The organism is Vibrio sp. 2134-1, from assembly GCF_033339495.1.
On record NZ_JAWOUS010000006.1, the window covers coordinates 167660 to 182391 of the forward strand.

Here is a 14732-nt window from a genome sequence, read left to right on the forward strand (position 1 = left end):
GAGACTTGAACTCTCACACCTTGCGGCGCCAGAACCTAAATCTGGTGCGTCTACCAATTCCGCCACTTCCGCAACTTATTCTGTAGTTATCAAGGTAATTGGTAAAAACCTAAATAACGTTGTTCATGGTGGCTACGACGGGATTCGAACCTGTGACCCCATCATTATGAGTGATGTGCTCTAACCAGCTGAGCTACGTAGCCAAAACCATATTTTTTGTTCTCAACGCTTTGTTGCCTTGTCGTTGGGAACGGCGCGCATTATGCGAAGTTGAGTGAGATCCGTCAACAGTTTTTTTTAATAAATTTCGGAAAAAACCTCGTTCGCTTCCTTTTTAAACAAAGAGGCGTGTTTATGATCTAAAACTGGAAATAAATTAGCTTGCAGTTGCGTAATTTATTTTTGTTCATTTACTTAAGGTATTAAAAAAGCCAGCTTAACAGCTGGCTTTTAGTGTAAATGAAGTGTTTAGAATTCATTCATTTAATTAAACATTGAAGCGGAAGTGTACAACATCGCCATCTTTTACGATGTAGTCTTTACCTTCTAGACGCCATTTACCTGCGTCTTTTGCGCCATTTTCACCATTGAATTGGATGAAATCGTCGTAACCAACTACTTCTGCACGAATAAAGCCTTTCTCGAAGTCAGTGTGGATCTTACCTGCCGCCTGAGGCGCAGTTGCACCAACAGGGATTGTCCAAGCACGTACTTCTTTAACACCTGCTGTGAAGTAGGTGTGTAGAGTCAGTAGTTCGTAACCAGAGCGAATTACACGGTTCAGGCCCGGCTCTTCGATCCCCATATCTGCTAGGAATTCTTCGCGATCTTCATCTTCTAGTTCAGATAGTTCAGATTCGATAGCTGCACATACAGGTACAACGACATTGTTTTCTTTTTCTGCGAACTCACGAACCGCATCTAGATATGGGTTATTTTCGAAGCCATCTTCGTTTACGTTTGCAATGTACATAGTTGGCTTCAGTGTTAGGAAGTTTAGGTAGCCGATTGCTGCTAACTCTTCTTTAGATAGCTCAACTGTGCGTGCCATGCCGCCTTCAGTTAGTACTGGTAACAGTTTTTCTAGTACGGTTAGTTCAAATTTTGCGTCTTTATCGCCGCCTTTTGCCTTCTTCGCGTTACGTTGAATCGCTCGCTCACAAGAATCAAGGTCAGCCATTGCAAGTTCAAGGTTGATCACTTCGATATCTTCGATAGGTGAAACTTTACCTGAAACGTGAACAATGTTTTCGTTTTCAAAACAGCGTACAACGTGGCCAATCGCGTCTGTTTCACGGATGTTAGCTAGGAATTTGTTACCTAAACCTTCACCACGTGATGCACCAGCAACAAGACCAGCGATGTCCACGAACTCCATCGTCGTTGGAAGAACTCTCTGTGGGTTAACGATCTTAGCTAGTGCGTCTAGACGTAGATCTGGCACAGGAACCACACCAGTGTTTGGTTCAATGGTACAGAACGGGAAGTTTGCTGCTTCGATACCCGCTTTAGTTAGTGCGTTGAACAGAGTTGATTTACCTACGTTAGGTAGACCAACGATGCCACATTTAAAACCCATGATAGTAACCTTATTCAGCTTTGAACGTGTGGAGGCGATTTTGTGCTTTAGATAGGCCATCCTTAATCAGGATATCTAGACAACGAACAGCCTCATCAGCTGCTGCATCTAAAAGCTCTTGCTCTTTAGCTGGCGCTTTACCTAATACAAAACCCGCCACTTTATCTTTGTGTCCCGGATGACCAATGCCAATACGAAGACGATAAAAATCTTTGTTATTGCCCAGTTTGCTAATGGTGTCACGCAGACCGTTGTGTCCACCGTGACCCCCACCTTTTTTAAACTTAGCGACACCTGGCGGTAAGTCTAGCTCGTCATGAGCAACCATGATCTCTTCAGGTTTAATTTGATAAAATTTCGCAAGCGCTGCGATCGATTTACCTGATAGATTCATGAAGGTGGTTGGGATAAGCAAACGGAGATCCTGGCCATTGACCATAATGCGTCCTGTTAGACCAAAAAACTTTGGTTCGTTCTTCAGTGTAACGTTGTGAACGCGTGCTAATTCTTCTACAACCCAAGCGCCCGCATTGTGACGAGTTCTGGCGTATTCTGGTCCTGGATTAGCAAGACCAACAAGAAGTTTGATTTGTTGACTCAAGGTTAGGATCTCTCTGGAATCTCAAAAAGCGCAGTATGATAGCACAGAAAACTCACGGTGGGCGACCAAGGGATTTTCTAGTTATCAGTACAAATAAAAAAACACCCCAAAGAGGGGTGCTTTTGAAATCAGTGTAACTGAAATGTTCGTATTAGTTGAACATTGCAGAGATTGACTCTTCGTTGCTGATACGACGAATCGCTTCAGCCAGCATGCGAGATAGGCTTAGTGTTGTCACTTTACCTGTTGCAGCCATCTCTTTAGACAGAGAGATAGAGTCAGTCACGATAACTTGGTCAAGAACTGAGTTCTTGATGTTATCCGCAGCGTTGCCTGAGAATACTGCGTGAGTAGCGTAAGCGAATACACGCTTAGCACCGCGCTCTTTTAGTGCTTCAGCTGCTTTACATAGTGTGCCACCTGTGTCGATCATGTCATCAACGATCACACAGTCACGACCTTCAACATCACCGATTAGGTTCATTACTTCAGAAACGTTTGCACGTGGACGACGCTTATCTACGATTGCGATGTCGATGTCGCCTAGTGCTTTTGCTGTTGCACGAGCACGAACAACGCCACCTAGGTCAGGAGATACCACTACAGGGTTATCTAGACCGCGAGCCTGCATATCTTCAAGTAGCACTGGCGTGCCGAAGATGTTGTCTACAGGTACATCGAAGAAGCCTTGAATTTGCTCTGCGTGTAGGTCGATAGTTAGAACGCGGTCAACACCAACGTTAGATAGGAAATCAGCAACAACTTTTGCAGTAATTGGCACACGCGCAGAACGTACACGACGGTCTTGGCGAGCGTAGCCGAAGTAAGGGATAACTGCAGTGATACGGCCTGCTGAAGCACGGCGCATTGCATCAATCATAACAACCAATTCCATTAGGTTGTCGTTAGTCGGTGCACAAGTGGATTGAATGATGAAAACATCGCTACCACGAACATTCTCATTGATTTGAACTGCAACTTCGCCATCAGAAAAGCGAGAAACAGATGCATCACCAAGAGAGATGTAAAGACGATCAGCAATACGTTGGGCTAGTTCAGGTGTTGCGTTACCAGCAAATAGCTTCATATCAGGCACGGTGGAAACCTCGGGTTTGCGTCCAGTTTAAATAGGTCGGTGTGAGGCTGATTGGTATTCAGCCAAAGTCTCTTTTAATGGCGAAATATTGCGCCCTTGAGCGACAAATGCCGAGACTTTATCAGAGAGTTGTGCAAGGATAGTTTCTGCTTCAGATTTGCTCGAAAATTCAGCAAAAACGCAAGATCCTGTCCCCGTCAATCTTGACGGCGCGTATTGTAGCAGCCAAGAAAGTTGCTTATCAACCTCTGGGTAGAGCATTCGTACAATTTTTTCGCAATCGTTTACGCTTGGCGTATTTAAAAGTGTTTCTAGATCTCGTTTTGGGGTGTTTCGCGTCAGATCTGGATGACAAAAAACGTCGACGGTTGCGATAGATACATTCGGTCTGACGACTAAATACCATTTTTCTTCGGGATAAGCAGGAGAGAGTTTTTCACCAACACCTTCAGCAAAAGCTGCAAATCCGCGCACAAATACGGGCACGTCTGCGCCTAGTTTTAAACCTATTTCAGCCAGTTCGTCGTCAGTTAGATTCAGTTGCCATAAGTAATTCAGTGCCACTAATGCTGTAGCTGCATTCGATGAGCCCCCACCAATGCCTCCACCCATAGGCAGCACTTTCTGTAGCTCAATATGCGCGCCAAAAGGGCAGTTTGAGTAAGTTTGAAGCGCGGTTGCTGCTTTCCAAATTAAATTGTCTTGAAGAGGCACACCTTCTATCTCTGGAGAAATCGTAATATCACCAGAATGGTTCGCTTGAATGGTGAGCTCATCGCCGTGATCGACGAATTGGAATAACGTTTGTAACTCGTGGTAGCCATTCTCTGTACGGCCGTTGATATATAGAAAGAGATTCAATTTCGCTGGTGATGGCCAGCGTGTTGAAAGTTCAATCATTGGGTGATGTTCCATTTTGTGATCACTAGATTTATTTTGACATCAGCTGTGGTGAGTTTCAGCTTATTTGGCAGAGGGAGAGACTGTTCATGCCATTGAACGTCGCCATATCGTTGATATGCAATGCTCCAATCATTTAAACCAATTTGTTTGTTTAACGCTTGCAGTGTATTGGTTGGAGACAGTTGGAATTTGTCGGCATCGGTCGGTAGACCTAATAGCCAGTCAGGCATGTGATCGACGGGCATCATCAACCCTGTAAGACGGTAAATCAGCTGGTTAGCACTGCGAGAAGAAAGGACCTGATCGTCGTAAGTTTCTACTGTGGCGCCTTGTGGGGTGATGGTGAGCTTTAATGCCGTTTGTCCGAGAATCGTTGTTAAACGCAACTGGCTTAGTGCTGAAGAATGTTTCCAGTAGAAGTTTAAATTTTGTCTTTGGTCTGGGCCAATATAACCAAGTTTCCCCGTTGCTTGAAAATCTTGGATGGTTTCGAGTCGATGCTCATGAGCTTGCCATTCAACGCTGGTAACACTTTCAGGAACGGACGAACAACCAGCGAGCAGTAAGCTCGACAAGAAAAAAAGAATAAAGGAGCGTAACGTCATGTTTGATGGCTTATTAATCAGTTTCATCGGGAATCGCTCACAACTATAGCATTGAAAAGTCGCACTTAGGAAAACAAATCCGGCTTACCCTTTCAATAAATGCGTGCTTACAGTAAAATTCTGGACCTATTTTATAACCTATCCCAGAGATACCACGTTAGATGTCCTTGCTTGCTATTGGAATTAATCACAATACAGCGTCTGTCGACTTGCGAGAGAAGGTGGCGTTTGGTCCGGATAAACTCGGCCCTGCACTCGAGCAACTTAGAGAGCACGAAGCAGTTAACGGCAGTGTGATTGTTTCAACCTGTAACCGAACTGAGTTGTACTGCGATGTTAAGCAAGGAGCGCGAAACAAGTTGATCGATTGGCTTGCTCAATTTCATCAAGTGAGCCGCGAAGATTTAATGCCGAGTTTGTATGTTCATGAAGAGCAAGCAGCAATAAAGCATTTGATGCGCGTATCGTGCGGTCTTGACTCTCTGGTGTTGGGTGAGCCTCAAATTTTGGGGCAGGTAAAGCAAGCATTTTCTGACTCGCGAGATCATCAAGCCGTCGATGCCTCGATTGATAAACTGTTTCAAAAGACGTTCTCAGTCGCCAAACGGGTAAGAACAGAGACAGATATTGGTGGTAATGCCGTGTCCGTGGCTTATGCGGCATGTACACTGGCAAAACATATTTTTGAGTCGTTATCAGATTCAACCGTGCTTTTGGTTGGTGCGGGTGAGACGATTGAATTGGTCGCGAAGCATTTAGCGTCCAACGGTTGCACAAAAATGATTGTCGCGAACCGCACTAAAGAGCGCGCGCAAGGCTTAGCGGACCAATTTGGCGCAGAAGTGATCAGTTTGAACGAAATTCCTGAACATTTGGCGAAAGCGGATATTGTGATTAGCTCAACGGCGAGCCCATTGCCTATTATTGGCAAAGGTATGGTCGAAACGGCTCTAAAGCAGCGCCGGCATCAACCTATCTTGTTGGTCGATATTGCGGTGCCGCGAGATGTAGAGTCGGAAGTCGGTGAACTGAACGACGCATATCTGTATTCTGTTGATGACTTGCAATCTATCATCGACAGCAACATTGAGCAGCGTAAAGTCGAAGCGATTCAAGCTGAAGCGATTGTTAGTGAAGAAAGCGCTGCATTTATGACATGGTTGCGTTCACTGCAAGCCGTCGATAGTATTCGCGACTATCGCAAATCAGCCAACGAAATTCGTGAAGAGTTACTGAGCAAAAGTTTGCAATCTTTAGCGGCAGGCGCAGATCCGGAGAAAGTGCTGCGCGAGCTGAGTAATAAACTCACCAACAAACTGATTCACGCTCCAACTCGCGCATTGCAAAGTGCAGCAGAGCAAGGCGAACCAGCAAAATTAACGATTATCCGCCAAACACTTGGCTTGGATGATCTATAACTCACGCTTTTTATTAAGAAAACGACACTATGAAAGCCTCTATTCTGACTAAGCTAGAAACGCTAGTAGAACGTTACGAAGAAGTTCAACATCTTCTTGGTGATCCTGATGTAATTGGAAATCAGGACAAATTCCGTGCTCTATCAAGAGAGTACTCTCAGCTAGAAGAAGTAACCAAGTGCTTCCAAGCTTATCAACAAGCACAAGAAGATCTTGTCGCCGCTGAAGAGATGGCAAACGAAGACGACGAAGAAATGCGTGAAATGGCGCAAGAAGAAATCAAAGAAGCGAAAGCGACGATTGAGCGTCTTACTGATGAGTTACAGATTCTTCTTCTGCCAAAAGATCCGAACGATGATCGTAACTGTTTCCTAGAAATTCGTGCAGGTGCGGGTGGCGACGAAGCGGGTATCTTCGCGGGTGATCTATTCCGTATGTATAGCAAGTACGCAGAAAAGCGTGGTTGGCGTATCGAAGTGATGTCTTCTAACGAAGCAGAGCACGGTGGTTACAAAGAGATGATCGCGAAAGTAAGCGGCGACGGTGCATACGGCGTGTTGAAGTTTGAGTCAGGCGGTCACCGTGTACAGCGTGTTCCAGCAACAGAGTCTCAAGGTCGTGTGCATACTTCTGCTTGTACAGTAGCAGTAATGGCGGAAATCCCTGAAGCGGATCTGCCAGAAATCAAAGCAGCAGACCTGAAAATCGATACGTTCCGTGCATCTGGCGCGGGTGGTCAGCACGTTAACACCACGGATTCTGCAATCCGTATTACCCACTTACCAACGGGTACGGTAGTTGAGTGTCAGGATGAGCGTTCACAGCACAAGAACAAAGCGAAAGCAATGGCGGTTCTTGCTGCTCGTATCGTTCAAGCGGAAGAAGAGCGTCGTGCCGCAGAAGTGTCTGATACACGTCGTAACCTTCTAGGTTCTGGTGACCGTAGTGACCGTATTCGTACATACAACTACCCACAAGGTCGTGTGTCTGATCACCGTATCAACCTGACCATCTATCGTTTGAACGAAGTGATGGAAGGTGACCTACAGAGCTTGATTGATCCTGTGATTCAAGAGCACCAAGCAGACCAACTTGCGGCGCTCGCAGAGAACGGCTAATCGATGAGCCAAGTTCAATCGATTGAGCAAGCACTGAAAAGTGCGACGGCGAAACTGGCAGAAGGCGGCAAAGAGTCGCCTTCTCTCGATGCAGCTGTACTCCTTTGCCATGTCCTTGGCAAACCACGAACTTACCTGCTGACCTGGCCAGAAAAAGCGTTAGAAGCAGAGCAAAAATCTCAGTTTGATGCTCTACTTGAACGACGTTTAACTGGTGAACCCGTCGCTTATATTATTGGTGAGCGAGAGTTTTGGTCTTTACCGTTTAAAGTTTCTCCTTCTACCCTGATACCTAGACCGGATACAGAACGTTTGGTCGAAGTTGCACTCGATAAGACCTACGAGCAAACTGGGCCTATTTTAGATCTTGGAACGGGGACGGGAGCTATCGCCATCGCGCTTGCATCTGAAATGCCAAAGCGTCAAGTGATGGGCGTAGACCTTAAGCAAGAAGCGAAAGCACTTGCAGAGTACAATGCTGAGCAGCTAAACATCAAAAATGTGACCTTTGCTCAAGGCAGTTGGTTTGAGCCTATTACAGAAGGTACGAAGTTTGCTTTAATTGTCTCCAACCCGCCATATATTGATGAAAAAGATCCACATTTATCCCAAGGCGATGTGCGCTTTGAGCCAAAATCTGCATTAGTTGCTAAAGAGAATGGCTTAGCTGATATTCGTCATATCTCGGATCTTGCTCGTCAGTATCTTGAAGTGGGCGGTTGGCTGGCATTTGAACATGGTTATGATCAAGGTGAGGCGGTGCGTGAGATAATGCGTGGCTTTGGTTACCAACAGGTCGCTACGGAAAAAGATTATGGCGGTAACGATCGAGTAACACTTGGTTGTCTGGCCAGTTAATCATGGAAGTCAGCAAACACTAACTAAAAAGAGAAGAAAAATGTACGTAGCTCTAAAACACATACACTTAGTGACGATCGCTCTCAGCGCGACGCTACTATCGATCCGATTCGTGTTAATGATGATGAACTCACCGAAGCGAAATAATCGCTTTTTGAAAGTGTTTCCCCACATCGTTGATACTGCATTGCTAGTGTCAGGTATCGCGCTTATTTTCATTACGGGTTTCATCCCGTTTACCGATGCCGCACCGTGGTTAACAAACAAAATCACCTGCGTACTGGCGTACATTGCGCTTGGATTCTTCTCATTGAAACTTGCGAAAAACAACCTACTGAAGATATTTGGCTTTTTCGGCGCATTAGGTTGGTTGGTCATGGCTGCAAACATTGCTGTGTCTAAGAGCCCTACGTTATTTGGATAGACGTCATGTTAGAGTTTTTTGACGAAGATTTTGACAATATACCGTTGGTGGAAGGTGCGCTTGAGCTAAACAAAGCGATTAACCCAGAAACCAAAGTACATTGGGCGAAACAAGAGTTAGAGCGTCTTTACAAAGATGCAGAAGCCACGCTTGTTCATGAAACCGATGAAGAGCAACGATTTGATGCATTCCTACGACTGTTTTTCCACGAGTGGGGGTTCAAAGGCGACGAGCAGGAATACTTTATTTCGGACAACAGCTTCATCGATAAAGTGTTGGAGCGCAGAAAAGGTATTCCTGTGAGCTTAGGTTCGATTTTGTTATACCTAGGCAAAAAGCTGGGGTTCCCGTTGAAGGGAGTTACTTTCCCTACTCAGTTCCTGTTAAAAGTCGATTGGATGCATAAGAAGCCAGACTACATCAACCCATTTAATGGTGAGTATGTAGGTGAAAGGATTCTTCAAGCTTGGCTTATTGGCCAGGAAGGACCGTTAGCTCAGCTAAAGCCTGAACATTTTGAGGAAGCTGACAACCCAACAATTATTGGTCGCTGGTTGGCATTGATTAAAAGTGCGATGTTGCGTGAAGAGCATTATACGCTGGCATTACGTTGTACAAATCTTGCTCTAACGTTTGTGCCAGATGACCCATACGAAATTCGTGACCGTGGTTTTATTTTCCAACAGCTAGAGTGCCCTCAAGTAGCGGTATCAGATTTTCAGTACTTTATTGACCAATGCCCTGACGATCCGGCTTCCGAGCTACTAAAATCACAAGTTAATGTGATGAGTGAAACGCACGTCACACTTCACTAATTTTATCGATGTGCCGAACTGTGGCGTATCGTGGACAGAAAAAGAGAATCAAAATGGAACAGAAAATCGTTAATATCGGCGACATTCAGGTTGCTAACGACAAGCCATTCACCCTATTTGCAGGTATGAACGTTCTTGAGTCTCGTGATCTTGCGATGCAGATCTGTGAGCACTACGTAAAAGTAACGGAAAAACTTGGTATTCCTTACGTATTTAAGGCGTCGTTTGACAAAGCAAACCGCAGTTCTGTTCATTCATACCGTGGTCCAGGTCTGGAAGAAGGTATGAAAATCTTTCAGGAGCTGAAAGACACTTTTGGTGTAAAGATCATCACGGACGTTCACACTGAAGCGCAAGCTCAACCTGTCGCTGACGTGGTAGACGTTATTCAGCTTCCTGCATTCCTAGCTCGTCAAACTGACCTTGTTGAAGCTATGGCCAAAACAGGTGCGGTTATCAACGTGAAGAAACCTCAATTTATGAGCCCAGGTCAAGTGGGTAACATCGTTGAGAAGTTCGCAGAATGCGGTAACGACAAGATCATCCTATGTGAGCGCGGTTCTTGCCACGGCTACGACAACTTAGTGGTTGATATGCTTGGTTTTGGTGTGATGAAAAATGCTTCGAAAGGTAGCCCAATCATCTTTGACGTAACGCACTCACTACAAATGCGTGACCCATCAGGCGCAGCATCTGGCGGCCGTCGTGAGCAGACAGTTGAACTTGCAAAAGCGGGTCTAGCGACAGGCATCGCAGGTCTATTTATCGAAGCGCACCCAAACCCAGACCAAGCGCGTTGTGATGGCCCATCTGCACTGCCTCTAGACAAGTTAGAGCCATTCTTAGCACAAATGAAATCGCTTGATGATCTGATCAAGAGCTTTGCAGATATCGATATCAAGTAAACGCCAGATGACTGGTGGTAACAAATACTATAGCCAACCGAGTGTTGGCTATTTTTTTATCTGAAAAACTGTAAATTCTCAAACTTGTTACTGATGAATTTGTTATTGCTAAACAATGCATCATAATTATTAAATCAATGTGTTAGGGTGCACGTGGTTTTCAAATAGATCCAATGCTTAAAATGTGCATCAGTAATCCCAATAAGAAAAAGGTAAATAAATGAATCAGCGTCTGATGATCAAAACTGTTTTGAGTGCCGCTATCTTGGCCTCGTTAGCTGGGTGTGCTACGCAACCTGCACCAGAATGGAATGCCGATACAACCTATAAATTGACCGTATTGCACACTAACGATCATCATGGTCGCTTTTGGCAAAATCGATACGGTGAATATGGCATGGCGGCGCGTAAAACGTTAATAGATGATTTGCGCGAAGAAATACAGGCTGAGGGGGGCAGCGTGTTACTGCTTTCTGGTGGTGACATCAACACAGGAGTACCTGAGTCTGATTTACAAGATGCCGAGCCGGATTTTAAAGGCATGAGCAAAATTGGTTACGATGCGATGGCTCTAGGTAATCATGAGTTTGATAATCCATTGGACGTGCTATTCAAGCAGCAAGAGTGGGCAAACTTTCCGATGTTGTCTGCCAATATTTACGATAAAAATACTGGCAAGCGTTTATTCCAACCATACGCGATGTTTAAAAAGCAGGGCATTAAAATTGCGGTCATTGGCCTTACAACCGAAGACACAGCGAAACTTGGCAACCCTGAATTCATTGAACAAATTGACTTCCGTGACCCAAAAGAAGAAGCCAAGAAGTTGATTGCAGAACTGAAAGAGACAGAGTATCCAGATCTGATTTTTGCTGTCACGCATATGGGACACTATGAAAATGGTAATAGAGGCATCAATGCTCCTGGCGATGTGGCGTTAGCTCGTTATTTGAATGACGGCGATCTCGACATGATCGTTGGAGGACACTCACAAGAACCTGTATGCATGGAAGGTCCAAACGTTATCAAAAAGAACTTTAAACCAGGTGATGAATGTCAGCCCGATAAACAAAATGGTACCTTTATTGTTCAGGCACATGAGTGGGGGAAATATGTGGGACGCGCCGATTACGAGTTTCGTAATGGCGAACTCTCGATGGTGAGCTACGATCTGATCCCTGTAAACTTGAAAAAGAAAGTTAAAGTTGATGGTCAGTCACAACGAGTCTTTATCCAAGAAGAGATTAAACAAGACGAAATGATGCTTGAGTTTCTTCGTCCTTATCAAGAAAAAGGTCAGGGCAAGCTAAACGTGAAGATTGCAGAATCTAACGGTAAGCTTGAGGGTGACCGCAATGTGGTTCGTTACCAGCAAACAAACTTAGGTCGATTAATTGCAACGGCTCACATGGAACGTGCGAAAGCAGATTTCGCCGTAATGAATTCTGGTGGTGTTCGAGATTCGATTGCTGCGGGTGATATTACTTATAAAGACGTGCTCACTGTTCAGCCATTTGGCAATATGGTTTCTTACGTTGATATGACGGGTAAAGAGGTATTAGATTATCTAAATGTCGTTGCAACTAAGCCTGTTGACTCTGGTGCTTATGCACAGTTTGCCGGCATTGCGATGAGTATCAATAATGGTGAGGTAACCAATGTGTTTATTGGTAATAAGCAACTTCGCTTAGATGGTAATTACCGCTTTACCGTACCAAGCTACAATGCTGCTGGTGGTGATGGTTACCCTAAAATCGACGATCATCCAGGGTATGTAAATACAGGTTTTACCGATGCTGAAGTTTTGAAGGATTATTTAGAAACACACAGCCCTATTGATGTTAATGAGTATGCCCCTTCAGGTGAAATCACGTATTTAGTTGATACGGCGATTGACCAGTAACCCAACAGAGAAAAAGCGATTGACTCAAACTCGCTGATATCATTAACTAAAAGCGCAGATCCAATTCAGTCTGCGCTTTTTGTTTTTATGAGGAGAATCTTGATGACTCCGGCCATTAATCTTGCGAAAAAGAAAAAAATTCCACACACGATTCATCAGTATGAGCATGACCCTAGAGCCGATAGTTATGGCTTGGAGGCTGCTGAAGTACTGGGGCAGGATCCGAAAACAGTATTTAAAACCTTGCTGTTCTGCTTGAACGGGGAGCCAAAGAACCTTGCGGTTGCGATTATCCCTGTTGATCAAAAGCTGAACCTAAAACTGGCGGCGAAAGCAGCGAAGGGCAAAAAGGCCGATATGGCTGATCCGGAAATTGCCCAAAAGACCACAGGTTATGTCGTTGGTGGAATTAGCCCACTAGGGCAGAAGAAAGCCTTACCTACTTTTTTGCACGAAAGCGCAGCAGAGCAAGACAAAATCTGTGTGAGTGCTGGTAAACGTGGTTTAGAAATTGAGTTAGCCCCGAGAGATTTGCTGAGCTTAACTCGTGGTCAGTTTGCACCTCTTTGTTTGTAAACTCATGACAAATAAAAAGGACGCTCATGAGCGTCCTTTTTTGATCTTGCCTGTGTCAGTGAAGTGTTACTTCTTCAGACTCAATGTACCACCAGTGCGTTTAGCTGGTTTGCTTGGTTTCGCGGCATTTGGATTCATGTAATGCTGCTTAGGCTTACTCGGTGATTGAGGCTTGTTTGCTGAATGCGTATTGCTCGATGCATCTGGTTTACGGTGCGATTTACCATGCTCGCCTTGCGGTCTGCTGCGTTCACCTTGTGGTTTCGCTTTGTAATGTTCTTTAGCTGGACGTCCGCCTTCATCATCACGCTGACGACGCTTTTGTTGACCTTTTTTCGAGTTTGGTGCATGACGGAATTCATCAGCATTGTTACCACGGAAAGTTCGTGTCTTCTGGTTACGACGAGCAGTAGAATCTTGGTTTTCTTCACGGCTATCAAACAGCTTCGCGTCGGTCGCTTTACGAATGTTGCGACCTCTAGAGTCTGTTTTTGATGCTTCTTCTGTACCTACCGAGCCTTCACACATTGCTAGGATCTCTGCCACTTCTTCGTCACTTAGGTAACGCCATTTTCCATTCGGAATACCATCAAGAGAGATATTCATGATGCGTACGCGACGCAGCTTGAATACTTCATAGCCTAGCGCTTCACACATGCGACGGATCTGACGGTTAAGTCCTTGAGTGAGCACAATACGGAAAGAGAATTTAGTTTCTTTCGTTACCTTACAAGGTAGGGTGACTGTGTCGAGAATCTTAACGCCACTCGACATCTGTTTGAGAAACTCGCCTGTAATTGGCTTGTCCACGCGTACGACGTACTCTTTTTCGTGGCTGTTGCCTGCGCGAAGGATTTTGTTCACGATGTCGCCATCGTTGGTCAAAAAGATCAGACCATCAGAGGGTTTGTCTAAGCGGCCGATCGGAAAGATACGTTTTTGGTGGCCGATGAAATCAACGATGTTTCCAGGGACGTCTCTCTCAGTTGTACAGGTGATGCCTGTTGGTTTATTGAGAGCGATATAAATCGGCTTCTCTTTTGCTGCCACTGGCTTACCATCCACACAAACATCATCACCAGGTAGCACTTTTGTCCCCATTTCAGGTTTGTTGCCATTAATGGTGACACGGCCTTGCTCAATCAGTCTGTCTGCTTCACGGCGTGAGCAAAACCCCGTTTCACTGATGAATTTATTTAATCGTTTAGCGTTGTCTTGTGACATTTTTGTCTCCTAACGTTTCACAACGGCGAATGAAGCTCCCTTCCTTTAAGGGGAAGGAAGAATAAGGGCGGGCATTCTAGCATTAGGGTGAAATTTAGCCTAACCGTTTTTGGTGACGTTCGCGGGTTTCTAATTTCTTTTCCGCACTTTTTCTAAGTAGGACGTAAACGGCTCCAGTTCCACCGTGAAAGCGTTGCGCACTATGGACGCATTGGACTTCCTTTATTTGTCGTAGCCAACTGCTAACAAAGCTTTTCATCATTGCAGGTGGATTTGAGCGTTCTCCTCGACCATGGACGATAACGACCGTTCTAATGTCCATTGATAGGCATTGCTTTAAAAACGTCACGACTTCATCACGTGCTTCTTTCAATGTTTTACGGTGCAAATCCAAGCGAGCTTGGATTGGATACTTACCAAGGCGAAGTTTGCGGTAAACCCCGTCCTGTACACCATCACGTTTGAACTCAACAAAGTCCTCTGGCTTGAGCATTTCAGCGTGATCAAGTGATAGGTATTCTGGGTCATCTTCCGTTAACCAGATTGCTGCTTCGCGTTTTGCGAGCTGTGCTTCTGTTACTTGGTGTACTTTTTTGTGTTCGGTGGTGTCTTGAGTGATTGGCTTTACATCGCCCATCATCTGTTGAAATAGATCAAAATCGTCGTCGTGAGACATAGCAGTAATCTCATTAAGAACAGGGAAGAAT

General features: G+C 45.0%; 15 protein-coding genes and 1 tRNA gene. 8 read left to right on the top strand and 8 right to left on the bottom strand.

What is annotated here, in order from left to right; genetic code table 11:
• Nucleotides 1-126: 126 nt before the first annotated feature.
• The 6 genes from R7R78_RS09770 to lolB form a co-directional block, all read right to left on the bottom strand.
• Nucleotides 127-203, bottom strand: a tRNA-Met gene (locus R7R78_RS09770).
• 284 nt (nt 204-487) lie between these two features.
• Nucleotides 488-1579 (bottom strand): redox-regulated ATPase YchF, encoded by a 1092-nt coding sequence (ychF, locus tag R7R78_RS09775; RefSeq protein WP_005393178.1) that lies wholly within the window; start codon nt 1577-1579, stop codon nt 488-490.
• Nucleotides 1580-1589: 10 nt separating this feature from the next.
• Nucleotides 1590-2180, bottom strand: coding sequence for an aminoacyl-tRNA hydrolase (gene pth, locus R7R78_RS09780; protein ID WP_005384112.1), 591 nt, complete (start codon nt 2178-2180; stop codon nt 1590-1592).
• Nucleotides 2181-2331: 151 nt separating this feature from the next.
• On the bottom strand, nt 2332-3276 hold the full coding sequence (locus R7R78_RS09785; RefSeq protein WP_005393176.1) for a ribose-phosphate pyrophosphokinase: 945 nt from the start codon (nt 3274-3276) through the stop codon (nt 2332-2334).
• 27 nt (nt 3277-3303) lie between these two features.
• Nucleotides 3304-4176, bottom strand: a complete 873-nt coding sequence (ispE, locus tag R7R78_RS09790; protein WP_213869001.1) for a 4-(cytidine 5'-diphospho)-2-C-methyl-D-erythritol kinase — start codon at nt 4174-4176, stop codon at nt 3304-3306.
• On the bottom strand, nt 4173-4811 hold the full coding sequence (lolB, locus tag R7R78_RS09795) for a lipoprotein insertase outer membrane protein LolB (RefSeq protein ID WP_225473472.1): 639 nt from the start codon (nt 4809-4811) through the stop codon (nt 4173-4175). Before lolB ends, ispE begins: the two co-directional genes overlap by 4 nt.
• A gap of 134 nt (nt 4812-4945) precedes the next feature.
• Here lolB and hemA point away from each other — a divergent pair, with 134 nt between their 5' ends.
• The 8 genes from hemA to ybaK all read left to right on the top strand — a co-directional run bounded on the left by hemA (nt 4946) and on the right by ybaK (nt 12801).
• Nucleotides 4946-6202, top strand: a complete 1257-nt coding sequence (gene hemA / locus R7R78_RS09800; protein ID WP_005384104.1) for a glutamyl-tRNA reductase — start codon at nt 4946-4948, stop codon at nt 6200-6202.
• A gap of 29 nt (nt 6203-6231) precedes the next feature.
• Nucleotides 6232-7320, top strand: a complete 1089-nt coding sequence (gene prfA, locus R7R78_RS09805) for a peptide chain release factor 1 (RefSeq protein ID WP_005382222.1) — start codon at nt 6232-6234, stop codon at nt 7318-7320.
• Between the two features lie 3 nt (nt 7321-7323).
• Nucleotides 7324-8178, top strand: coding sequence for a peptide chain release factor N(5)-glutamine methyltransferase (prmC, locus tag R7R78_RS09810; RefSeq protein ID WP_017634841.1), 855 nt, complete (start codon nt 7324-7326; stop codon nt 8176-8178).
• Between the two features lie 40 nt (nt 8179-8218).
• Nucleotides 8219-8602, top strand: coding sequence for a SirB2 family protein (locus R7R78_RS09815; RefSeq protein WP_005382225.1), 384 nt, complete (start codon nt 8219-8221; stop codon nt 8600-8602).
• Nucleotides 8603-8607: 5 nt separating this feature from the next.
• On the top strand, nt 8608-9417 hold the full coding sequence (locus R7R78_RS09820) for a SirB1 family protein (RefSeq protein WP_005384098.1): 810 nt from the start codon (nt 8608-8610) through the stop codon (nt 9415-9417).
• Nucleotides 9418-9470: 53 nt separating this feature from the next.
• Nucleotides 9471-10322: a 3-deoxy-8-phosphooctulonate synthase gene (gene kdsA, locus R7R78_RS09825; RefSeq protein ID WP_005384095.1), complete on the top strand. Its 852-nt coding sequence runs from the start codon at nt 9471-9473 to the stop codon at nt 10320-10322.
• Between the two features lie 220 nt (nt 10323-10542).
• On the top strand, nt 10543-12225 hold the full coding sequence (gene ushA / locus R7R78_RS09830; protein ID WP_213916237.1) for a bifunctional UDP-sugar hydrolase/5'-nucleotidase UshA: 1683 nt from the start codon (nt 10543-10545) through the stop codon (nt 12223-12225).
• A 102-nt stretch (nt 12226-12327) separates the two neighbouring features.
• Nucleotides 12328-12801: a Cys-tRNA(Pro) deacylase gene (ybaK, locus tag R7R78_RS09835; protein WP_005384092.1), complete on the top strand. Its 474-nt coding sequence runs from the start codon at nt 12328-12330 to the stop codon at nt 12799-12801.
• Nucleotides 12802-12867: 66 nt separating this feature from the next.
• Here the strand turns inward: ybaK and rluF are convergent, their stop codons facing one another.
• Nucleotides 12868-14025 carry a 23S rRNA pseudouridine(2604) synthase RluF gene (rluF, locus tag R7R78_RS09840; RefSeq protein ID WP_064377052.1) on the bottom strand — a complete coding sequence of 386 codons (1158 nt, stop codon included), beginning with the start codon at nt 14023-14025 and terminating at the stop codon, nt 12868-12870.
• Nucleotides 14026-14119: 94 nt separating this feature from the next.
• Nucleotides 14120-14701 (bottom strand): DNA endonuclease SmrA, encoded by a 582-nt coding sequence (gene smrA / locus R7R78_RS09845; RefSeq protein ID WP_005382233.1) that lies wholly within the window; start codon nt 14699-14701, stop codon nt 14120-14122.
• Between the last annotated feature and the right edge of the window lie 31 nt (nt 14702-14732).